The organism is Mastigocladopsis repens PCC 10914 (assembly GCF_000315565.1).
In the GTDB taxonomy this organism is placed as follows: domain Bacteria; phylum Cyanobacteriota; class Cyanobacteriia; order Cyanobacteriales; family Nostocaceae; genus Mastigocladopsis; species Mastigocladopsis repens.
This window is the reverse complement of the sequence record NZ_JH992901.1, coordinates 624765-646137: the sequence shown is the minus strand read 5'-3', so window position 1 is coordinate 646137 and position 21373 is coordinate 624765. Positions and strand designations below refer to the sequence as shown.

19 protein-coding genes are annotated in these 21373 nt (G+C 43.3%); 12 read left to right on the top strand and 7 right to left on the bottom strand.

What is annotated here, in order from left to right:
- The first annotated feature begins 161 nt into the window (after nucleotides 1–161).
- The 3 genes from MAS10914_RS0105040 to MAS10914_RS0105030 all read left to right on the top strand — a co-directional run bounded on the left by MAS10914_RS0105040 (nucleotide 162) and on the right by MAS10914_RS0105030 (nucleotide 4268).
- Nucleotides 162–1298, top strand: coding sequence for a septal ring lytic transglycosylase RlpA family protein (locus MAS10914_RS0105040; RefSeq protein ID WP_017314814.1), 1137 nt, complete (start codon nucleotides 162–164; stop codon nucleotides 1296–1298).
- 165 nt (nucleotides 1299–1463) lie between these two features.
- A complete protein-coding gene (locus MAS10914_RS0105035; protein WP_017314813.1) occupies nucleotides 1464–3065 on the top strand; it encodes a bifunctional pantoate--beta-alanine ligase/(d)CMP kinase in 1602 nt (533 codons plus the stop codon).
- Between the two features lie 333 nt (nucleotides 3066–3398).
- A complete protein-coding gene (locus MAS10914_RS0105030) occupies nucleotides 3399–4268 on the top strand; it encodes a DUF5895 domain-containing protein (protein WP_017314812.1) in 870 nt (289 codons plus the stop codon).
- A gap of 354 nt (nucleotides 4269–4622) precedes the next feature.
- Here MAS10914_RS0105030 and MAS10914_RS0105025 read toward each other — a convergent pair whose 3' ends face one another.
- Nucleotides 4623–6092 (bottom strand): ketol-acid reductoisomerase, encoded by a 1470-nt coding sequence (locus MAS10914_RS0105025; RefSeq protein WP_017314811.1) that lies wholly within the window; start codon nucleotides 6090–6092, stop codon nucleotides 4623–4625.
- A gap of 109 nt (nucleotides 6093–6201) precedes the next feature.
- Between MAS10914_RS0105025 and MAS10914_RS0105020 the strand changes: the two genes are divergently transcribed.
- Complete coding sequence (locus tag MAS10914_RS0105020) at nucleotides 6202–7119, top strand: LysR family transcriptional regulator (RefSeq protein WP_017314810.1); 918 nt, start codon at nucleotides 6202–6204, stop codon at nucleotides 7117–7119.
- A 156-nt stretch (nucleotides 7120–7275) separates the two neighbouring features.
- Here MAS10914_RS0105020 and MAS10914_RS0105015 read toward each other — a convergent pair whose 3' ends face one another.
- From MAS10914_RS0105015 to MAS10914_RS0105000, 4 genes are all read right to left on the bottom strand, one after another.
- The gene (locus MAS10914_RS0105015) at nucleotides 7276–7962 is read right to left on the bottom strand and encodes a PHP domain-containing protein (protein ID WP_017314809.1); all 687 of its coding nucleotides are present in this window, start codon (nucleotides 7960–7962) and stop codon (nucleotides 7276–7278) included.
- Nucleotides 7963–8435: 473 nt separating this feature from the next.
- A complete protein-coding gene (gene purM / locus MAS10914_RS0105010; protein ID WP_017314808.1) occupies nucleotides 8436–9464 on the bottom strand; it encodes a phosphoribosylformylglycinamidine cyclo-ligase in 1029 nt (342 codons plus the stop codon).
- 73 nt (nucleotides 9465–9537) lie between these two features.
- Nucleotides 9538–9744 (bottom strand): hypothetical protein, encoded by a 207-nt coding sequence (locus MAS10914_RS0105005; protein WP_017314807.1) that lies wholly within the window; start codon nucleotides 9742–9744, stop codon nucleotides 9538–9540.
- A gap of 211 nt (nucleotides 9745–9955) precedes the next feature.
- Complete coding sequence (locus tag MAS10914_RS0105000) at nucleotides 9956–10555, bottom strand: superoxide dismutase (protein WP_017314806.1); 600 nt, start codon at nucleotides 10553–10555, stop codon at nucleotides 9956–9958.
- A gap of 1113 nt (nucleotides 10556–11668) precedes the next feature.
- On the opposite strand from MAS10914_RS0105000, the gene MAS10914_RS35325 reads away from it, so the two are divergent.
- A complete protein-coding gene (locus MAS10914_RS35325) occupies nucleotides 11669–11812 on the top strand; it encodes a hypothetical protein (protein ID WP_232224108.1) in 144 nt (47 codons plus the stop codon).
- 730 nt (nucleotides 11813–12542) lie between these two features.
- On the top strand, nucleotides 12543–13766 hold the full coding sequence (locus MAS10914_RS0104995) for an acyltransferase family protein (protein ID WP_017314805.1): 1224 nt from the start codon (nucleotides 12543–12545) through the stop codon (nucleotides 13764–13766).
- Between the two features lie 172 nt (nucleotides 13767–13938).
- Here the strand turns inward: MAS10914_RS0104995 and MAS10914_RS0104990 are convergent, their stop codons facing one another.
- Complete coding sequence (locus MAS10914_RS0104990) at nucleotides 13939–14664, bottom strand: DUF3891 family protein (RefSeq protein WP_017314804.1); 726 nt, start codon at nucleotides 14662–14664, stop codon at nucleotides 13939–13941.
- A gap of 100 nt (nucleotides 14665–14764) precedes the next feature.
- Here MAS10914_RS0104990 and MAS10914_RS0104985 point away from each other — a divergent pair, with 100 nt between their 5' ends.
- Complete coding sequence (locus MAS10914_RS0104985) at nucleotides 14765–15670, top strand: carbohydrate ABC transporter permease (RefSeq protein WP_017314803.1); 906 nt, start codon at nucleotides 14765–14767, stop codon at nucleotides 15668–15670.
- Nucleotides 15671–15859: 189 nt separating this feature from the next.
- Here the strand turns inward: MAS10914_RS0104985 and MAS10914_RS0104975 are convergent, their stop codons facing one another.
- Entirely contained in the window at nucleotides 15860–16210 is a 351-nt protein-coding gene (locus MAS10914_RS0104975) for an ArsR/SmtB family transcription factor (protein WP_017314801.1), read from the bottom strand.
- A gap of 78 nt (nucleotides 16211–16288) precedes the next feature.
- Between MAS10914_RS0104975 and trxA the strand changes: the two genes are divergently transcribed.
- The 5 genes from trxA (at nucleotide 16289) to MAS10914_RS0104950 (ending at nucleotide 21371) form a co-directional block, all read left to right on the top strand.
- A complete protein-coding gene (gene trxA, locus MAS10914_RS0104970) occupies nucleotides 16289–16612 on the top strand; it encodes a thioredoxin (RefSeq protein WP_017314800.1) in 324 nt (107 codons plus the stop codon).
- Between the two features lie 602 nt (nucleotides 16613–17214).
- Nucleotides 17215–18330 carry an alkene reductase gene (locus MAS10914_RS0104965; RefSeq protein WP_017314799.1) on the top strand — a complete coding sequence of 372 codons (1116 nt, stop codon included), beginning with the start codon at nucleotides 17215–17217 and terminating at the stop codon, nucleotides 18328–18330.
- Between the two features lie 191 nt (nucleotides 18331–18521).
- Nucleotides 18522–19193, top strand: a complete 672-nt coding sequence (locus MAS10914_RS0104960) for a nitroreductase family protein (protein WP_017314798.1) — start codon at nucleotides 18522–18524, stop codon at nucleotides 19191–19193.
- A 111-nt stretch (nucleotides 19194–19304) separates the two neighbouring features.
- A complete protein-coding gene (locus MAS10914_RS0104955) occupies nucleotides 19305–20003 on the top strand; it encodes a glutathione binding-like protein (RefSeq protein ID WP_017314797.1) in 699 nt (232 codons plus the stop codon).
- 171 nt (nucleotides 20004–20174) lie between these two features.
- Nucleotides 20175–21371, top strand: coding sequence for an MFS transporter (locus MAS10914_RS0104950; RefSeq protein WP_017314796.1), 1197 nt, complete (start codon nucleotides 20175–20177; stop codon nucleotides 21369–21371).
- The last annotated feature ends 2 nt before the right edge of the window (nucleotides 21372–21373 follow it).

Below are 21373 nucleotides of genomic sequence, written 5' to 3'. Positions count from 1 at the left end.
TGGAGAAAATTACCAATATTTGCGCTAAAACCCTGATCCCCAAGCATAGAAGTTCATGCTAATGTGTTGCAGTTATAAAGCAAAAAGTGAAAGCGAAACGAGTTTGAGTTTTTGAGTTTTGAGGATAAGTCACTCAACGCTGGTGCAATATCCCGCGAATTATGAAACCTCTGTTCTTCAGTCGCTTTAATATCGGACGCATGAATCAAAAATATTTGTGGGCTGTTGTCGTACTTACTACTGTTTTTGGGATACCTTCAGTAGGTCATGCACAGACGACCAAGGAAACATCTCCTGCTTCGTCACCTCTTGCTTCTACTGATGTGGTGAAAGTAGGAGAGTATAAATCCCCAGCACAAAACCCTGCTTCAGATGCTGCTGTGATTACTGAAATTCACACTCATGAAGTGGCAGGGCGTCAGGCGGCAACGCTCTATATTCGCAATATTCCCGTTCTCACCTTTGTTGGTAACAAGTCAGTTGCAAGTGCCCAGACAAAAGTGGGTGCATTTGCTAATGAGAACAACTTACATGTCACCAAAAATGCAACCAACCTAACAAAGGTAGCATCAATTGGGACAAACTTGAATATCAACAACCAGGCTAAGTTCATCAAAGATGACCCAGTTCAGAAGGCTTCAATCGTAGCCGCTAAGGTAAACCAGCTCATTTGGGACAAAGTGGACGCCAGCAAGATTACAGTGAGTTGGAAAGCAGGAGGCGAATCCACAGCCAATAAAGCCCAGAAAAACGACCAAGCCGATCAGCAAACGTCACAAGGTCGCTACATAATCCAAGCCAATGGCAAAGAAATCGTGGAAATCGATGGCGATACACGACTGGCAGATACAACCAACGAACCAGCAAAAGATGCACTACAAGCAACAAATCGCCTGCGGAGACTCATAGGTAATGCATCTGCCTTGAACGAAATTGCTGACTTACCGGCGCGAGCGTCAATATCGATACCAAAGTTACCACAGATGATTGCCCGACGAGTGCGATCTGGTGCTAGGGGTATGGCTTCCTATTATGGCTATGATGGTTCGGGAAATCGTACTGCCACAGGTGAGAGGTTCAATCCAGAAGGAATGACCGCTGCTCATCGCCACTTACCCTTTGGTACGCGAGTCCGTGTTACCAATACCCGCAATGGTCGTTCTGTAGTGGTGCGAATTAATGACAGAGGACCTTTCGCTCGGGGTCGAATTATTGACCTTTCTGTTGCTGCGGCACGGATTTTGGGAATGATGCGTAGTGGCGTTGCACCAGTGCGGATTGAAGTCATAGGTAGGTAAGAGTAAGGCAAGTAAGGCAAGTAAGGCAAGTAGGGGAAGAAAATATTTCCCCTACTTCCGCCAACTTCCTACCTCCCCATTCCCCATTCCCCTAGTTGCTGTTATCCTCCTCAATTTCAGATATAAACTAACTGGGGAGAGCTAGAGAACACTAGGGGTATTTTTGTGCGTCTGTTGACAACAGTTGCGGCATTACGCTGCTATTTGGCTAAACACCGTTTTGAAAACCAGCTTGTGAATCAAGTGCAGCCATTGCCATTTGAGGTGACTGCTAGGCCAAAAACAGCAGTTGGTTTGGTTCCTACAATGGGAGCGTTGCATGAAGGTCATTTAAGCTTAATTCAGCGGGCGCGGCAAGAAAATGCCATGGTGATTGTTAGTATCTTCGTGAATCCGCTGCAATTTAGTCCAAACGAAGATTATCAATACTATCCCCGGACTTTAGACCAAGACCGAAAACTGTGTGAACAAGCTGGGGTAGATGCGATTTTTGCTCCTACTCCGGAAGAGATAGGAATCGCCGAGAAGAGTATACAAGAATCAAAAGTTACACAAGTTATCCCACCATCTGCTATGATATCTGGCTTGTGTGGTCGTTTTCGACTAGGTCACTTTCAGGGTGTAGCTACGATTGTGACCAAGTTGTTCAACTTGGTACAGCCTGACCGAGCTTACTTCGGTCAAAAGGACGGTCAGCAACTTGCCCTTATTAAACGGCTAGTGGCTGATTTGAATTTTCCGATAGAGATTGTTGCTTGTCCAACGGTTCGGGAAGCATCGGGTCTTGCCTTGAGTTCTCGCAACCAATATTTGACTGCAACACAGAAGCAGCAAGCAGCAGTATTGTATCGCGGCTTGCAGAAGGCTGAGGCAACGTTTCGTACCGGCGAACGCGATTGCACTGCGCTTATAGCAGTCGTGCAGCAAGAAATAGCAATGGTCAGTTCTGTGTCTGTGGAATATATTGAGTTGGTTGAACCAAATACGTTGATGCCTATAGAAGAAAAAATTGAGGAGGAAGGAATGATCGCGATCGCAGCTCGTCTTGGTTCTACACGTTTGATTGACAATACCATTCTGCGCGATCGCAAACCCATCATCGCTATAGATGGACCCGCAGGTGCTGGGAAATCCACAGTCGCCCGTCAAGTGGCGGCAAAGCTGAATCTAGTCTTTTTAGATACAGGAGCAATGTACCGCGCCGTCACCTGGCTGGTGCAGCAAAAGGGAATTCCTTTAGACGATGAGTGCGCGATCGCAGAATTAGCTAACCAGTGTGTCATTGAACTAGCCCCTGGTCAAGACTTACAAACTCCAGCGCGGGTTTGCATTAACGATATTGATGTTACCCAGACAATTCGCTCTATTGAGGTGACATCTAAAGTATCAGCGATCGCCGCCCAGATCGCTGTACGTCAAGCTCTAGTAAAACAACAGCAAAGTTGGGGGAAAAAAGGTGGTTTAGTTGCTGAAGGAAGGGACATCGGTACCCAAGTTTTCCCAGACGCGGAAGTGAAAATTTTCTTAACAGCTTCTGTCAGTGAGCGTGCCCGCCGACGCCAACAAGACTATCAAAAACAAGGTCAAACAGAAGTGAGTTTAGCGCAGCTGGAAAAGGACATCGCTGAACGCGACTGGAAAGACAGCACCCGCAACGTATCCCCCTTGCAAAAGGCAGCAGATGCCGTTGAAATTAAGACTGATGGTATGAGCGTGTCTGAAGTCGCAGAACAAATTGTTGACTATTACCAGCAGCGATTATCTTAACGCCATTTGCTGTTAGTGTTCAACGGAACACCAGTTATGTTATGCCAATGTTAATTTAATGTATAAAGGCATAAAAACCCGATTAAAAAAAATCGGGTTTCTTAAAATGATTGTAGCGCATTTACCCGGTTCTCCGACAATACTATACAAAGGCGGTTTGACAGGCGGTTATTAAAATCTGGTTGAGATTGTGCATGACTTCCGGAATGGAATGATGGTGTCTTTTTACTCATAAATCTAGTTGTGTTTAAAGCCACCAGGTGCATCAAAAACCCAAGCATTGCCAAACCGTGTAAACTTGATCTGCAAAACACTCTTGTTGCGCCTAAGACGATGAAACCATCTGTAAAATTCGACTTTGAGGACGAGAAGTATAACGCACCAGCTTCTCAAGTACTCCCTTGGTGTCAGATGATAAATCCTCGCTATGGCACAAATGGTTTACAGCCTCACGGTTTGGCAATTAAGTTGGATAACGCCCACGCTGTTGGCTTTCAACCGGATGACAATTGGCATGAGGTAGAGCATGAATTTAGCTCCGGAGTTGAAACGGTGTATTTGACCACAACCCCTCGCTTAGTTATAGTGCGTCGGGGACCGTTATCTGTCAAAGACCGGGAAACTGGTGTGAAATTAGGTACGCTTAAAGACAATTACGATGCTTTTTTAGCAGACAAACTTAAATTTAAAACATTTACTCGCTATTTAATTTATTTAGTAGGAGAAGATAAAAAGTTTTTACATGAATCGCCCCTACAGTTAACTCTTAATGGAGCAGCTGGAGCAAGTTTCAGTAAAGCTTACTGTGAATACCAACAAGGTAGAGTAACCGGTGGGTTCCTTGCCGAACTAGAAAAGGCTTACTCTGGATACCGCAAGCAGCCTGTGACACCAAAAGGTCCATTGTTCCACTCCCACGGGATTTTCTCCCCCATTATTAACTGTGAAGAAAGAGGAATTGAACCAAACACGGTTTTGGTAGCTTCAACTGTGGACTATAAACATCCTACCGTTGCCACCTTAATACAGTATCTGATTGCTTCTGACTCTCAAGAATCTGAAATTATCTGCAAGACTTTTGAAGAATACAAAGATTTTGGCAAGGAAACTATGAAAGTAGAGACACCTCGGATGGAGATGGCTGGGGTTTCTAGTTCCTACATCTACCCAGACGAAGATGAGTTTGCTTATCCGCCATATTAAGACAAACAGGGAATAAATTCCCTAATTTTATAGAGAAACACCTCCTTAAAGGACTATTAAGTAGGGTCGATGTAAATAATTAAAGGTATGTAGTAAGCGCTACTCTACGAGAAGCCCTTCGGGTGTCTCCTCCGGAGAGGCTGCGCCAACGCAGTCGCCTGGGTCGGGACACCCTCCCCGAAGTTTGCTTGGAGGGAAACCCTCCTGGCAACTTCTCTCCGCAGCGCTGGCTCACCGCTGCGCGTCTATAGCGCTATAGACGCGCAGCGGCTTCTCGTAGAGTAGCGCTTACTACGAAGTAGTTTTCAAGCTTTACTTTTCTTTACATAGTTTGATTTTTTCTTGCCTACTTACTTACCCAAAAATATCAACAGAAGGTCTTAACTGGGCGCAAACTGACAAAGCTTGATGAATTTGATTCGTCAAAAAGTCCTCAAAAAGTTTTTCATCTATGTATTTGTTATCATCCAGTGCAGGGAAAGTCTGCTGACAGAAAATGTAATCGAATCGCGAAGCCCATTTTCTAGCTCCAAGCCGTGCTGTAATAGAGCAATTATCAACCATAAAAGCGACCCCTTTTTGATGCATATACGGGTTTAAAGAATCCACAGCTTCAATGATGGATTCATTCACAATTTCAGAGTAAAGGTGCCCCTTTTCCTTGAGTAAGTCTACTTGAGCCATCATAGTAGCGATATAAACTCCAGCAGTCACAGGATGAAGAGGAATTTTTTCGGGTTGTTTATTGGCACGAACATGAATGCCAATTTGCCACATTTCAGTCCCGTCAATTTTTCCTAAAGGGTAACGCTGATGGCGATTATTTGCTGCAATCACGCTGCGAATTTCGTTTCCGAAAGCAACTTCATCATAAATTTCCATCAAAATTTCTAAAGCAGGATGATAAGCAGCGCAATAAGCTTTCTTGAAGGTTTCTTTATCAGTCTCATTGAGAAACTCATAAACAGACAAAATTCCCTTTTTAGAAATCCTCTTGGTAATTGGTTCTGTAAGAGATTCTACAGAATTTACATAAGCTGCTTCCTGAGAATATCCATGACGGACAAACCAACGATATAAACTTTCTACAATCCCGTAAATCGCTCCTAACAGGATTCCTCTTTCTCCAAAGATGTCAGACTTATATTCTGATTCAAGGGTAGTTTGGAATATTGTAGGAGAACCAATCGCAACAGCCCATCCAATTGCATAATCTGTTGCTTTTCCATTGACATCTTGATGAATAGCAAAGCTGGAGTTAATACCTGCTCCGTTAATGTCTTTACCCTGTTCATAAAGACGCCTGACTGAAGGTCCCATCCCTTTAGGACAAACCGCAATGACGTTAATATTTTCAGGGAATGACTCATCAATATTTTTTAGGTGTCCAAGCAAAAAACCATGAGATAATCCAAGTGTAGCTCCAGGGCGAATAGCCTCAAAAATCTGCTGATAATTTTCTGCCTGTGCAGCATCGGAAATGAGAAGAATTGATAAATCTGATTCGGAAATCACTTCATACATTTCTCCTAGTGTGCCGTTCACTCTAGTAAAGCCAGCTTTTTCTGCCAATGGAATAGAAGAGGAATTTTTCCGAAGACCGACTTTGACTTTAATATTAGTTCCTACCAGAGAATCTCTTAAATTCTGTGCTTGAGCAGGACCTTGAGATGACCAACCAATAACTCCTATTTGATGAATCCCTTCAAAGGCTTTAGGTAAAAGCGGAAAAAGATGGCGTCCTCCTCGAACTATATATTCTTCCTTACCTGCTAAGATAATTTTTTCTTTCTCGAATGTCTTCGTGCTAAATTCCAAACTCATATTTAGTCGTCAAGTAGTATTTAATTCGCGTTGTTTATTCCCAACATAGATGCTAATTTTTTCACTGTCCAACACATTTTTTATAGCAATTAACACTTAAAACGTTCTAATGGAACTGCGACATTTACGTTATTTTGTTGCTGTGGCAGAGGAACTGCACTTTGGTCGAGCTGCTGAAAGACTGCACATGACGCAGCAACCTTTAAGCCAACAAATCCGCCAACTGGAGGATGAATTAGGGGTACTTCTGTTTCATCGCACTAAGCGCCAAGTTCAGCTAACAGAACCAGGAAAAGCATTTTTGGTAGAAGCACGCCAGATTCTGCTGAAAGCTGCTCAGGCTGTAGAGATAGCAAGGCAAGTGGCTCAGGGAGAGAGTGGACGACTCAAGGTGGGATTCTCTGGTTTTGCGACCTACAGCGTTTTACCTCAAGCTCTGAGGATTTTTCGAGAAAAATTTCCGCGTGTAGAACTGGAGTTGGAAGAAATGACAACGAGTGCTCAGGTACAGGCGCTACAAGAGCAGCAAATCCACCTCGGTTTGATGATTCCGCCTATACCTGACGCTAGCTTGACCCTTGAACCAATCCTCAAGGAGCCACTTGTCGTCATATTGCCAGAGACTCATCTGCTTGCAACTCAGGTAGAGTTAGCATTACCCATGCTGGCTAACGAGTCTTTTATTCTGGTATCACGTCACTTAGAACCTGGATACTACGACCAGTGCATCAGTTTGTTTCAACAGGCAGGTTTTAGCCCTAAAGTAGTGCAAAAAGCTAGCCAAAAGCAGACAATTCTCGGTCTTGTCTCTGCTGGTATGGGTGTCTCCCTCGCTCCTGCTTCTATCCGCAATATTCACAGAGCGGGGGTTGTCTACATTACTCTTAATACATCCAACGCAGAGGTGGAACTTGTAGCAGTCTGGCGACAAGATGAGCCATCACCAGTCTTGCGAACCTTTCTTAAGGTTATGAAAGAGGTTGTGGGTCAAAATTTATGTGAAGAGAGTGCTCAAGACACAATATAACAAGAATAAGCTGTCATGCATTTCATTTACATACAGCTATGACTACTTGCAAGCATTAAATTTCTTCATTGTGGATTTTGAATGCGTAAATTTTAAATTGTTAATAATCCCCTGGCTGATTGAACCAGGAGTATTGTGGCAAAATAGACCATCACTTTACAACCGTTGGAGCAAGCTTAAACCGTGAGTATCAGTACCACAGGTGTTCAACAGACCGTATTCACTAGCCAATTGTTGCACCTGTACCGATTCTCTATCACTGGGTTTCCAAGGGTTGGGGTTGTTGTAGGCGTAAAAAGTTTCAACGCCATTAATACCCAATTGTGCAGCAGCAGGAATCAATTCAAAATGCGATCGCTTATAACGTGCTGGGTGAGCTAGTACCGCCAGTCCCCCTGCTTGCTGAATGGCAGCAATTATGTTACCTGCTTGATATTCTTCTCCTGTAGTAATTTTTCTTTGGATGTATGGTTTCATGCTGGAGTGTTGTGGATCGAAAGAATAACCCAAAATATGAACTTCAATATTTAAAAGATGGGCATTAATTTCTACACCACTCCAGAGTGTGGGAGCATTTGCGCCAGGGTTGTTCCACTTCCAGTTTTCCAACCAGTTTTGAGCAGCTTGGTAGCCACTTATACTATGATGGTCGGTAATAGCAAGCCCTTTTAGACCAATAGCGATCGCTTGGTTCATCAATGCACTCGGCTGCAACCTACCATCTGAGAAGACAGTGTGCATATGAAAGTTGAAATACCTTGGACAACTTTTTGCATCAATGCTCTGGAATACTTGCTTTAATTGTTCGCTCTTAGTAGATACCTCAACAATATTGACAGTCATAACCCCCTCTTATCCAAAATAGGTTATTTTTAAAATGGGAACGTGCGACATCAACAGCCCAGAATGCACCAGCACCGTAAATGAGTGTTGGTAGCTATTTTTGAGCATCATTAGCAAAATTTTTCAATATGTTAAGACTACGTTAGCAAATTCAAAGGCTAGCGGTCATGCGTATTTTAGATTAGTTTTCTAATTAAAAGTCAAAAATATGACTACTATTCATCGTGAATTCCGCAATTAATAAATGCGGCAGATGTTGACTAAATTGACTTGCTTCTCGACATTAGATGACTGAAAACTAGTATCACACCAATGATGCCTATCGATTAAGGTGCTTTAGCGCAAGGTATAACACAGCAGATACGATAGGTCGTTTTTGAGTAAGAAGTAAGTAGAAAAAAGTACAGATAAGCTTTCTTAAAAAGAAAAGAAAACAAAACAAAACTTTTAATACTGTGTATAAATATTCTCAATCAAGTTGGTAATCCAATTAATTCACCTGAGCCAGTTATGACCTTACCAATTGTAAAGGCTGTTATATTTTGTGACTCAAAGTAGGTCATTGCTTGCTGTGCCTGATGGGGAGGTACCAGCAGTACAAATCCGATTCCCATGTTGAAAGTGTTATACATCGCTTGGGGACTCACAGAACCGACTTGTGCTAGCCACTGAAATAGAGGTGGAATAGACCAACTCTCGGAATCAATCTCAATAGCTTGACCTTGACCCAAACAACGAGGTAAATTTTCTGGCAACCCTCCACCCGTGATATGAGCCATACCGTGAATTTCTAACCCTGCTTGACGCGCAGCAAGTACAGGTTTAACGTAAATACGCGTGGGTGTGAGGAAAGTTTCTCCTAATGTTTGACCACCTAATAGTTCTGGAGACTCGCTCCACGAAAATCCTTTTTCGCTGACAATTTTCCTAACCAAACTAAAGCCATTGCTGTGTACGCCAGTGCTCTTGAGTGCGATCGCCACATCCCCCACTTGTACCTGGGAACCATCCAGCATCTGGCTTTTTTCCACAATTCCCACACAAAACCCAGCCAGATCATACTCACCCACCTGGTAAAAACCTGGCATTTCTGCGGTTTCTCCTCCCAGTAAAGCGCAACCCGCCTGCTGACATCCAGAGGCTATACCTGCAACTACCTGAGTAAGCTGCTCTTTGTCTAACTGACTTGTTGCTAGGTAATCTAAAAAAAACAGAGGTTCTGCGCCAGATGTCAGCACATCGTTGACGCACATTGCTACCAAATCAATACCAACGGTGTCATGACGGTTGAGAACTTGAGCGATTTTCAGCTTTGTCCCGACACCATCAGTCCCAGAAACTAACACAGGTTCCTGATAACCACTTGGTAGTTGAAAACAGCCACTAAAGCCACCCAGTCCACCAATGACCTCCGGTCTAAAAGTGCTGTGAACTAAATGACGAATTTTATTGACAAATTCTCGACCAGCCTCAACATCAACTCCTGCATCTTTATAATCCATTCTTCAGAACACCATCATCAATTCAACTTAAGAAAAGTAATCACTTTTGACTTTTGACTTTTGACTCTTGATTTTAAAACACCTCATCTTCAATACCCCGCCACCATTCCCCCAAATTCATCAAGTCTTGGTGAATATCTTCTAATTCTCGAACGTATTCATTTTCTGAAAGCGTGGCTCGTCGCTCTTGAAGTTTCTTCAGTCGCAGTTGCACTAATAGCCAAGGTTTGGCTATGCTGCCTGTTGCTTCCATATATTGGGCTAAGTTTGTGCTGTCCATAATCGATTTTAGGTCTTAGAAGGGCTTTGCTTGTAAGCGACTGATCGCTTTTTCTGTATGAAAAAGAGCCAGAAACTCAAGTTCCTGGCTCTTAGCTCAAGTCCATTTTAATGGACTGAAATTCTGACTAAGTCAGTGTTGAGTCCTATGTACAATGACTTTTGCTATCAGCTAGGGGTTGTAAAACTCCTAGCAGGCAGGTTTTTCTACCTTATTTAGCTTTAGCGTACTGTTCGGCAACAAAGTCCCAGTTAATCAACTGGTCTAGGAAAGTTTGCAGGTAGTCTGGACGACGATTTTGGTAATCCAGATAGTAGGCGTGTTCCCACACATCAGCGGTTAACAAAGGAGTTTGACCGTCGGTCATAGGGTTAGCAGCATTTGGTGTTTTCACAACCTTCAGTTCACCCTTATCCAGCACCAGCCAAGCGTAACCACTGCCGAACTGAGTTGCTCCAGCTTGTTTGAACTGGTTCTTGAACTCATCTAAGCTACCAAAGGAGGCATTTATTTTTTCGGCTAACTCACCAGTAGGACTACCACCGTCTTTCTTCAAGCCATTCCAGTAGAAGGTGTGATTCCAAACCTGAGCGGCATTATTGAAGATACCAGCTTTAGCTGAGTCATTAGCAGTTGCCAATATGACTTCTTCTAATGACTTATTAGCAAGATCTGTATCTTTAACAAGATTGTTGAGGTTGGTCACGTAACCAGCGTGGTGCTTGTCGTGATGGAACTCCAAGGTGCTAGCCGAAATAAACGGCTCTAGAGCTTTGTAGTCGTATGGTAATGGGGGAAGTTCAAATGGCATTGTGTCAATCCTCTCTTTACCGTTTTCCAGTTTAGAGCTTATGCGGTAGCTCTGGAAATCACAGGTTTATTTTTGGCAGTTGCTACTGCTTAATACTGCGAGATAAAACTTAACCACTCGATCTTACTAGGAAATGTCGCTTTAGTAGCCTCGTAAACAAGTGGGATATAGTGAAATTGCGATAGAAACGTTGAAAAATGAAGAAAAAGGGATACAAGCTCGCACAAAGCAGGCTTAAGCTTAAAAAATTTCAGACTTGATAGTCGTCAATTTTGTAGAAAGCACAATATCAAAACGGCGTAGCCACGCGTCATTAGTGAGTGAGGCCTTTTCCCACCTTTGTACCAGCTACTTTGTACAAACACTTCGACCGCTTGGAGGATTTACTCGACGAGTCAGCAAGGAAAACTCCGCGAACCACACCACTGGCTCCCGAATCTCTTGGTACAGAAAAAAGCCTTTGATGCTTGTTCAATTCCCCAAATTTATGTGTGGGTATTTACTCAGAACTGAGCACTTAGTACTGATGAATTAACTTTGGCTAGCAATATGGCTATTTTTTCTATTAATTCCTTTATCTATTGCCTCACATCAAAGTTCCCAACCCAGCTTGATGAGAGGGACAAGGGGGAATTACTTATGATGATCATTGAGTCAAGTAGTATTACGTATCAAAAGCTTCTCATTTAATCAAGACTTTATAAAGATTAATTTTTTCTATGTGAAAATTCTGTTAAATCCCTTGGAATCTATTGCTCTTTGTATTGTCCTAAATGTTAGGGTGTGTTTAATCATAAAAACATTAGACTGCTTGCAAAAACGGGAATCTTTGACTGCACTCAAAGATCTACGTAAACAATCGCAGATAGTTTGTCTGTATATATCACCTCTTTCTCCCCGTTATTTCCTCCTACTCCTCTATCAGTAGAGAAGAGCAAAGGAAAAACTTTGTTGGTGGGAAAACTAAAGGAATGTTTTTTATACTCGTTCATCTGTGGTTCTAAAAACTGAATAAGATTTTTGCCAAGAGTCTAATGTTAAAAGCAGGTGTGTATTTAGTAAGTATGTGCAGCCACTAGCAAACTGCACGATGGAAGCTCAGAGGTTATTCGTATGTTTAAGCTAGGTTTTATCCGCTCAATCCTTCTGGCTCACATCCAACAACCACTCCTAAAAGGAACTCTTTTTGTGGTGTATGAACTGGTACTTCAGAGAGTTCCTGCCGTAAGAATTCCTGGTGGTTTAACTCCCCCCTGATTTTAATAGATTTAAAAGGCTCGCTTGATAAAGATTAGAGGCATGACTTCTATTTTATCTAGTCTTGCAAGAGAGAGCTTTTACAAGACATGACTTAGTATAGAATTACACAAATTCGTTACGATTTCCAATTGCGAGTGCTGTAGATGTGTGGAGCTTGGCTTCAAGGGAAAGTAGCGTAACTTCACCCTATAAAAATGTGAGTTTGTGAGTATCTGTACTAAGTACAATACAAAAGTTTGTTTCAAAATAAAGCAAAATTACTAGAACTTCTGTTGAGGTAGAAGTTTGCGGTCAGTCTCAAAAATGGCTCAATTAGCTTTCGCCACTCATTTGCCATTGGTAGCAACAGACCTGATTTTACCTTTAAGCATAACATCTACATAAGTCGTTAACACTTATATATCGGTTGCGACCTCCTATTCCAGGAGTGATGTTTATAAGCTGTTTTCCTACCAGGTAAAAACTTCTGGTTTCTACGGTTTTGTTGAGATTGGGAGAAAAATTTTATCTGTGCAATCAGAAAATTAAGTCTGATTCTTGTCTTAATGAACCAGCTTTGTTACCAATGCTATTTGAGTTAAAGTTCCGATTTTTAGCCTAATCAAGCATTTTCTGACAAGAAGTTCCAGAAATATCTTGCATTCATTCGTTCCTAATAGGATGAGTATCTTTTCATAAACTCGTCCTGATGATTCTTGTGTGTCCAATAGTCAATTCTTAATTATTAATGCATCAAAATAAAATTCACGAATCTTCGGATACTTATTCTGAAAAACCCAGTAACCAGCGACTCCGTCTGGCTTACTTAGATGGCATACGTGGTTTGGCAGCTCTCTATGTGGTTCTAGTTCACTGTTGGGACGCCAACCTCTCTGAAGCTTTACAACCCGCCTTACTGTGGTTACCTATTACCAAGTTTTTGAGATATGGAATTTTTGCTGTTGTCATTTTTATTGTTCTTTCCGGCTACTGTCTCATGCTTCCGGTAGTTCGCTCTAACAAAAGATATTTGTCAGGAGGTTTACTAGGTTTTTTTAAGCGACGAATTCGGCGAATTCTGCCACCATATTATGCTGCTATGCTCCTGTGCGTGTTGATAGGTGTATTGATATTGTGGAGCAAGCAAATTGCTGCTTTAGACTGGAATAGTGAAAGATTAAATATTCTGAACGGTTTATTCTCTCCTATCTTCTCTTTCCACGATGTGCTTGTTTATCTTCTACTCATTCAAAATTTTGACTTACATCTAAATCAAATTAATGGTCCGACATGGACTATTGCTGTGGAGTGGCAAATTTATTTTATCTTTGCCATTTTGTTAATACCAATATGGCGACGGTTAGGCTTATTATCTACGGTAACAATCGCCTTTTTGGTTGGAATTACACTGAACTATCTATTGGGTGAAGTCTCCCAAAATGTCCACCCGTGGTTTCTAGGTCTTTTTGCCTTAGGAATGGCGGCAGCAGAAATCAGTTTTTCTCAAAAACCATCCTTGATGAGGATAAAAAATTCATTACCTTGGTCTAGTCTTGCTGCTGTTTTTGCTTGTCTTGCTTTCTTGACAGAGTGGCTGCGATTTGAGTATGTGACAGGAATGGAGCAATGGATAGTTCATTATTTTGTTGCCTTTGGAACGGCTTGTTTTCTCATTTACTGCACCAAGTTTGTGATGAACGGCAAACCACTTCCCTCTGTTGTGCGAGTCTTGGAAACGCCGTGGGTCGTAGCACTAGGCATATTCTCTTACAGCCTCTATATCACTCATGCTCCTGTGATATGGCTCGTGCATCAACTGCTACTTAACTTCCAGTTGTCTCCTACATTAATGGCTGTCAAATGGCTCCTCATCGCTGTTCCATTGTCAATACTGGTTGGCTACATATTTCACCTAATCTTTGAGCGACCTTTCATGTCCCACTACTCGGTTAACGTCAAGTCTCGAACATGAAGGAAGATAGGGAGGCAAATCAATAAATAGTTTTTTATACAGAAAAACTATGTTGTTACGACAACATAGTTTTTCCTAGATTTTACTGATACATTTAATGAAAAAGCTCTCCTTTACCCAATACCTGGTTCTAACCCCCATCACCCCTTTTGCCCTTGCCCAACTTTTCACATCAGCGCGCAAAAGTCCACTCTAGGGTTTTGATTGGTGCCGTCTGAAGCGCTTGCGTGAGTTCATCGTTACTCTCAAATTTCAATTGCTCTAGGTAGCTAGCTTCCACATTGACAGTAAACTTTTTTTCTAGAAAGGGCCAGGGTTTTACTGTCACATTCCCATCGCCAGACTCTATCACATCGTAGCGGTTGCCATCTGGCAGAGTTGCAATTTCTAAGGCACGTTCACCCACAGGTAACGCGTGATTGCAGAGGATGAGTGAAAGGCGATCGCACCATTGAAAAAATTCATAAGCTTGCGCTGCTTCGTCTTTTGTAATGTTCAACTCCTTGCGCCATTGCTCTTGATTCTGGAGTTGTTCGTCTAAAAAGCTATCCAATTGGGGTGATTCTCCGCGCTTACCCTCAGTTAGAAAGCTCATGTGCATAGAAATGAGCATTGCCACCCATCGTCCGCGATATCTGGAATTTTGGGTATGTCGGCGTAATTTGCTTAAATCAGTTTTCTTGTCCAAGGTAAAATCTAGCGGTGCGCCAGCTTCGGTGAGGTGATTGCCTTCCCATTCCTTTTCCAAATCGTCGTGATGGGAAATGGCTGCAATTGTCTCCAGCCAGCGCAGTGGACGTTTTTCTGGATGCCAGTGTCCGGCTATTTGAGCAGCAAGCAAAGCATGGGCGCGATGGTAAATAACTTCCCATCCCTTCTCATGTAAATTAGCAATCATGAATTAGGCTTAAAGGCTCGTGTAATATTGATTTGCTCTTTTATCTTGCACTTATCCAAAGCGGGAATTCATCCCTCAACAGCACGAAAAAAAACAACCTATGAACAGATTGACAGCCAAAAATTGGGTTCTTTTCTCACAGCGACTGACTCCTTACTTGTTTTTGCTGCCGGCGATGCTTATCTTAGGATTAACCGTCTTTTGGCCGGCACTGCAAGCGTTTTACCTCAGTTTTACCCGCTACGAATACGATTTGACTCAGATGCCGCAATGGGTGGGTTTTGCCAACTTCCAGCGCTTGTGGAATGACCCTGTATTTTGGCAAACCTTGGGAAACACCTTGCTGTACCTTGTGGGTGTCGTGCCAATTTTAGTTATTGCTCCTTTAGCAGTGGCAATTTTAGTGAATCAGAAACTGCGCGGAATGCATTGGTTTAGAGCCGCATACTACACACCAGTAGTCATTTCAATGGTGGTGGCGGGGATTGCTTGGAAGTGGCTGTACGCAGAAAATGGCTTACTTAATCAGTTACTGAAGGGTCTTTTCCCACAAGGAATTCCGTGGCTAACCAGTCCCCACTTTGCATTGTACAGCGTGATGGCTGTCACCGTCTGGAAAGGATTGGGCTACTATATGGTGATTTATTTAGCTGGGTTGCAATCCATCCCCACTGATATCTACGAAGCTGCGGCAATTGATGGATCAGACGGTGTCCGCAAGCATTGGGATATTACTGTACCCTTAATGAAACCATATATAGCCCTAGTTGCTGTGATTTCGGCTATTTCTGCCACCAAGGTTTTTGAAGAAGTCTATATCATGACCCAAGGTGGACCGCGCAATAGCTCGAAAACAATTGTTTACTATCTGTATGAACAAGCATTTAATAATTTGGAAATTAGCTATGCTTGCACAATTGGGTTAGTGCTATTCCTGATAATTTTAGGGCTATCCATTGTGCGATTAATAATTAATCAACAGGGCGGTGATAATATCACAGCATGACCTTGGAGCCGTTTTCTCAGCGCAGTTCATTCAGTAGCTTCAGCATTCCTTTTTTGAATATGAAACTGCGGACGGACGCAGATCATTTATCTGTGTCCATCTGTGTCCATCTGTGGTTCCAAATAGCCCTAAACCGAATTTTTACGAGTAATTGAATCATGAAAGTGCTGGCAAACGGCTCTTTAATCATTAAACTTGCTCTGACGTCGTTTGTTGAGAGGAGGAACAAATAGACCACGGTTTAGCCGATCGCAATACAGCCTCCAACAATCCAGGAAAAAGTGCTTCCAAATCATCTTTCCGCAACATATTAATGTGCTGTGTTCCTTCTTTGCGAGTTAAGACTATACCTGACTCGCGCAAAATCTTGAAGTGATTGGACATGGTAGACTTGGCAATGGCAAAATCGAAGTCAGCACAGCAATGCTCTCCTTCATACGCCAGTCGCCGCACAATTTCCAGCCGCACTGGATCACCTAAAGCATACAGCACTCCCGCTAAAGAAATATGTTTTCGGTCTGGGTGATATAAGAGTCTCATACTTGGATTATCTCACTTAGTTGACGATATTTTATTTATTCGATAATATCGAATTAACGAATAAATAGGAGGGCAAGTATGTCATCCGTAGCAAATGTAACAGAGTCCACGTTTAAGCAAGAAGTCCTTGAAAGTCAAGTTCCAGTGTTGGTAGATTTTTGGGCACCGTGGTGTGGACCTTGCCGTATGGTTGGTCCGGTGGTAGATGAAATTGCTGCCGAATACACAGGACAGGTAAAAGTAGTGAAGTTAAACACAGATGAAAATCCTACTGTTGCCAGCCATTATGGGATTCGCAGCATTCCTACGCTCATCGTGTTCAAGGGGGGTCGGCAAGTCGATACGGTGGTGGGTGCAGTGCCAAAAACAACCTTGAGCAAGACCTTAGCGCAGTATCTGTAGTTATAATTTGTAGGCGAACGCGCCTTGCGCGTTCGCCAAAATTCAGCAAAGCACGTTTAACTGCCCTGACCAAACGCTTTGCAACAATCGATGAGGTAGCAGCGATGGTCGTCTATCTATCCAGTTCCAGAACTGCAGCTACTCATGGTGCAGCTTTGCGGGTAGATTGCGGTGTTGTGCAGTCAGTTGTTTAAAGCATCTTGCCAACAGAATTCAACTACCTAGAATATACTGGTTCTTACTTAATTGAATGTACTACAACCTTTTTTCTTGTGGGATGGGCCACACGAACCGTCAAGCGGGCGCGCAGAACGCCCACCCTACAAGTTGCACCCAGCTGTATTAAATACGAACGAGAACAGCTAGAAATTTTCGGGCTAACAGGATAATTCCGTAAAAACGGACTGGAAAACTCAAGAGTTTAGCCAAGTCTAACTGACTTGAGTTGTCAGCTAGTGCCAGGAGTCAGAAATCAGAAGTCAGGGGAGAAAAAGACTTACATCAGCAGGGTTTTAACCTATTTCTAACTGTCTAGTTATTTCTCTCGTCCTGTACTAGAAAATTTAATTTTTTGCGTTGCACAGAATTTAGAGATTCAACCTATGAACACCAACATCAACTTACTCTCACCCTACAAGTTAGGTGATTTAGAACTGCCCAACCGCATAGTGATGGCTCCCCTAACCCGACAACGGGCGGGTGAGGGGAACGTACCGCATCAACTCAATGCCATCTACTACACTCAACGTGCCTCGGCGGGGCTAATTATCGCTGAAGCTACCCAGGTTTCTCCACAAGGTCAAGGGTATCCTCATACACCAGGAATCCACTCACAAGAACAAGTCGAAGGTTGGAAGTTAGTCACAGATGCAGTGCATCAGCACGGAGGTAGAATTTATCTGCAACTATGGCACGTAGGGCGTAGTTCACACCCTGATTTTCAACCGAATGGTGAGTTACCGCTAGCACCTTCTGCTATCGCACCCAAGGGTCAGGTACTCACCTTTGAAGGCATGAAACCCTATGTCACTCCTCGTGCTTTGGAAACTTCAGAGATTCCCGAAATTATCGAACAATATCGTCAGGGGGCTGAAAATGCTCTGGCTGCTGGTTTTGATGGGATAGAGGTTCACGGAGCTAATGGTTATTTACTTGACCAATTTCTCCGTGATGGTACGAATAAACGTACAGATGACTATGGTGGTTCTATAGAAAATCGTGCCCGATTGCTGCTAGAAGTCACTGAAGCAGTTGTCGGTGTATGGGGTGCAAAACGGGTTGGGGTACGCCTATCTCCCAGTGGGACGTTTAACGATATGCATGATTCAAACCCACTGGCGACTTTTGGTTATGCAGGCGAAGCATTGAACCAATTTGATTTGGCTTATCTGCATATTTTTGAAGCGATAGAATCAGACATCCGACATGGGGCGACAGTGGTGCCAACCAGTCATATACGAGAGCGTTATCACGGTACACTCATGGTTAATGGGGAATACACCCGTGAAAAAGGCGATGCCGTTTTAGCAAAGGGAGAAGCCGATCTAGTTTCTTTTGGAATACTGTTTATCTCAAATCCCGACTTACCCAGACGTATAGCTCTCAATGCACCGTTGACTGAGGCAGATTCAACGACTTTTTATGGTGGTGATGAAAAAGGTTACACCGATTATCCTACGGTAGAAGAGCAATATCCTTCTCTTGTAGGGGCAAATTAATTCGTAATTCATAATTACGGGCGTTGCTGATTCCATGTATGAAAATGATGAGTGCATAATACCAAAATCCTTGTCCAGACGTAGCACTGCACTTTCACTACATCCGGATTCATACTTCAATTCAGCAACGCCTAATTACGAATAGGTGCAATGCAACTTTATAATCTTTAAAAACTTGACGTATAGGTTTTATGGTTCAAGAACTCAGCCTTCAAACCCAACCTCTGGATGTCCCTAGCGCTATTCATCAGCGTCGTTCTATCAAAAGTTTCAAACCAGACCCCATATCCCCAGAATTACTCAAGCAACTCGTTGATCTGACTGTAGCAGCGCCTAGTAGCTATAACATCCAGGACTGGCGGATAGTTCTGGTACAAGATGAGGCACAGAAGGCAGCTCTTTCTGCTGCTTCTTGGAATCAAAAGCAAATCGTCGAAGCGCCTGTGACTTTTGTCTTTGCTGCTGACGCTACTGCTGGGGAAAAAGACCTGACCCCGATTTATGATCAAGGTATTCAAACTGGTGCCTGGAGTGAGGGCACAGTGAACTATTTTAAAACTGCTATCCCGCAGCATCAAGCAGGACTTGGAGAAAAACGGCGGGAGTACGCCATCAAAGATGCCATGATTGCCGCGACACATTTGGTACTAGCAGCAGAAAGTTTGGGTTTATCCACCTGCTTTATGAACGGTTGGATTGAGGAGAAGGTTAAGGAAGTGATTGGCGCTGCGGACAATCCAGATATTGCGATCGCAGTTGTGGTACCTGTTGGATATGCAGCAGAATCGCGACGCGATCCCGGACGCTTGCCATTTGCCTATAACGTTTTTGTCGATAAAGTCGGAAACCCTTATCAGGGTTAAATTTATTTAGCCCAAATCGTGTCTTGAAGTTGATTGGGGTATAAGGTGTAGGAACACCCTACCCCACACCTAAAGAATTTGGTTAAGTAAAATCTTTAACGGAGGTTTGTGATGATTGAGCTTTACTATTGGACAACACCAAACGGACATAAAATCACCATCTTCCTGGAAGAAGTCGGACTACCCTACAACATCGTTCCTATCAATATTGGCGCTGGGGATCAGTTCAAGCCAGAATTTCTCAAGATTTCTCCTAATAATCGCATCCCTGCAATTATTGACCATGAACCTGCAACGGGTGGTGAACCGATTTCCGTGTTTGAATCGGGTGCAATTTTGCTGTATTTGGCAGAAAAAACTGGCAAGTTGATTCCAACAGATTTACGCGCACGTGTTGAAGTCCTACAATGGTTATTCTGGCAAATGGGAGGTTTAGGACCCATGGCGGGACAAAACCACCACTTTAGTAAGTATGCGCCCGAAAAGATTGACTATGCTATCAACCGCTATGTGAATGAAACGGCACGCTTGTACGCTGTCCTAGATAAGCGGTTAGCAGATAGGGAGTTTATCGCAGGCGATTATTCCATTGCTGATATCGCTGCATATCCGTGGATTGTACCATATGAAAGCCAAAGCCAAAAGTTAGAGGATTTTCCCAATCTGAAGCGCTGGTTTGAGACAATTCAGGCGCGTCCGGCGACAATTCGTGCTTACCAGAAGGCAGAAGCCTTCAAAAATCAGGCGCTTGATGTCGAAAAGTCAAGAGATTTGTTATTCAACCAGTCGGCGAAAACGATTCAGCGTTGATTTACATTAGACCTCTTGCATAAGTAGATTCCATCTGTGTCCATCTGTGGTTATCAATTTTACCTCTTATGGGGATATGTACTGTTAAATGTCAGGAATAAATGAAAAATGTGGGTAATGGGAAGGGCTTCCAGCCTATGAGTAACTAGACTTAAAGAATAGGAGACATAAGTGGGTAGCTCTACAACAGAACAAGCAGGTAAGAAGCGCGTTTCATTGGGAATACTAGGTGCTGCTGCCTTTATGGTCATTGCTGATGTGCGTGTGATTGACCCTCTGCTTCACATTATTGCCAATGAGTTCAAAGTCGGTGTAGGTAGTGCGGCAATAATTGTCAGTGCCTACACCATTCCTTATGGACTGTTTCAGTTAGTGTACGGTCCACTGGGAGACCGTATCGGTAAGCTGAAGGTGATGACAGCAGCGATGGTTGCATTTGCTGTTGGGACGGCTGTATGTGCTTTTGTACCTAATATCGCGTTACTCACCTTGCTGCGTTTTCTCACGGGGATGGCTGCTGCGGGGATAATCCCTCTCTCGCTGGCTTATATTGGTGATAACTTCCCTTACGAGGAACGTCAGACTGCGATTGGACGTTATCTGAGTGCGCTTGTGCTGGGTCAGATTCTCGGCGGTAGTTTGGGAGGTATATTTGGGGAATATCTCAGCTGGCGTGATATCTTTTTGCTATTTGGGATTGTGTCGCTTGGTATTGCTGTGGCGATGTGGCGTGTGACTCGTCGCGTACCCGATAAGCATCGTCTTCACGGTCGGGTAGGTTTGGCAAATTTCAAGCCTTATTACCAACTCATGACTCAACCGGCTGCTCGTAATGTCATTGTGGCGGTCTTTATTGAAGGGTTTTTCCTTTTCGGGGCGTTTGCTTATACTGGCGCATTTTTGCGAGACCAATATAACATACCTTATATCACAATTGGGTTTATGCTGAGTGGTTTTGGAGTGGGTGGACTGATTTATAGTCGCTATGTAAAGTGGTTGGTCAACAAGCTTGGTGAAAGCGGTCTGGTTAGTGTTGGCGGGTGGTTAATGTGTGTTGGCTACTTGTCTATAGCTGTGTTCCACAACTGGATGCTGTTTATCCCCTTGAGTATTCTCATGGGGTTGGGCTTTTATATGATGCACAACACCTTTCAGACCCAAGCAACTGAATTAGCACCTGAAGCACGAGGGACTGCGGTTTCGCTGTTTGCATTCAGCTTGTTTATCGGACAGGGAATCGGCGCAGCTGCTTTTGGTAAGGTTGTGGATAATTGGGGTTACGTTCCCTGTTTTGTTGTGGCTGGTATTGCGATCGCGCTGCTCTGTGCTTGGTATGTGTATCATAAGCAGCGTATCGGAATCGGATAAAT

Bases quoted from the DNA above. Each gene is read 5' to 3' on its own strand.
- MAS10914_RS35325 (WP_232224108.1), top strand. From the start codon at position 11,669: ATGTTTAAGCTAGGTTTTATCCGCTCAATCCTTCTGGCTCACATCCAA.
- MAS10914_RS0104960 (WP_017314798.1), top strand. From the start codon at position 18,522: ATGGTTCAAGAACTCAGCCTTCAAACCCAACCTCTGGATGTCCCTAGC.
- MAS10914_RS0105030 (WP_017314812.1), top strand. From the start codon at position 3,399: ATGAAACCATCTGTAAAATTCGACTTTGAGGACGAGAAGTATAACGCA.
- MAS10914_RS0104965 (WP_017314799.1), top strand. From the start codon at position 17,215: ATGAACACCAACATCAACTTACTCTCACCCTACAAGTTAGGTGATTTA.
- MAS10914_RS0105025 (WP_017314811.1), bottom strand. From the start codon at position 6,092: ATGAGTTTGGAATTTAGCACGAAGACATTCGAGAAAGAAAAAATTATC.
- MAS10914_RS0105005 (WP_017314807.1), bottom strand. From the start codon at position 9,744: ATGGACAGCACAAACTTAGCCCAATATATGGAAGCAACAGGCAGCATA.
- MAS10914_RS0104990 (WP_017314804.1), bottom strand. From the start codon at position 14,664: ATGATTGCTAATTTACATGAGAAGGGATGGGAAGTTATTTACCATCGC.
- purM (WP_017314808.1), bottom strand. From the start codon at position 9,464: ATGGATTATAAAGATGCAGGAGTTGATGTTGAGGCTGGTCGAGAATTT.
- MAS10914_RS0104955 (WP_017314797.1), top strand. From the start codon at position 19,305: ATGATTGAGCTTTACTATTGGACAACACCAAACGGACATAAAATCACC.
- MAS10914_RS0105015 (WP_017314809.1), bottom strand. From the start codon at position 7,962: ATGACTGTCAATATTGTTGAGGTATCTACTAAGAGCGAACAATTAAAG.
- MAS10914_RS0105020 (WP_017314810.1), top strand. From the start codon at position 6,202: ATGGAACTGCGACATTTACGTTATTTTGTTGCTGTGGCAGAGGAACTG.
- MAS10914_RS0104995 (WP_017314805.1), top strand. From the start codon at position 12,543: ATGCATCAAAATAAAATTCACGAATCTTCGGATACTTATTCTGAAAAA.
- MAS10914_RS0105040 (WP_017314814.1), top strand. From the start codon at position 162: ATGAAACCTCTGTTCTTCAGTCGCTTTAATATCGGACGCATGAATCAA.
- trxA (WP_017314800.1), top strand. From the start codon at position 16,289: ATGTCATCCGTAGCAAATGTAACAGAGTCCACGTTTAAGCAAGAAGTC.
- MAS10914_RS0105000 (WP_017314806.1), bottom strand. From the start codon at position 10,555: ATGCCATTTGAACTTCCCCCATTACCATACGACTACAAAGCTCTAGAG.
- MAS10914_RS0104985 (WP_017314803.1), top strand. From the start codon at position 14,765: ATGAACAGATTGACAGCCAAAAATTGGGTTCTTTTCTCACAGCGACTG.
- MAS10914_RS0104975 (WP_017314801.1), bottom strand. From the start codon at position 16,210: ATGAGACTCTTATATCACCCAGACCGAAAACATATTTCTTTAGCGGGA.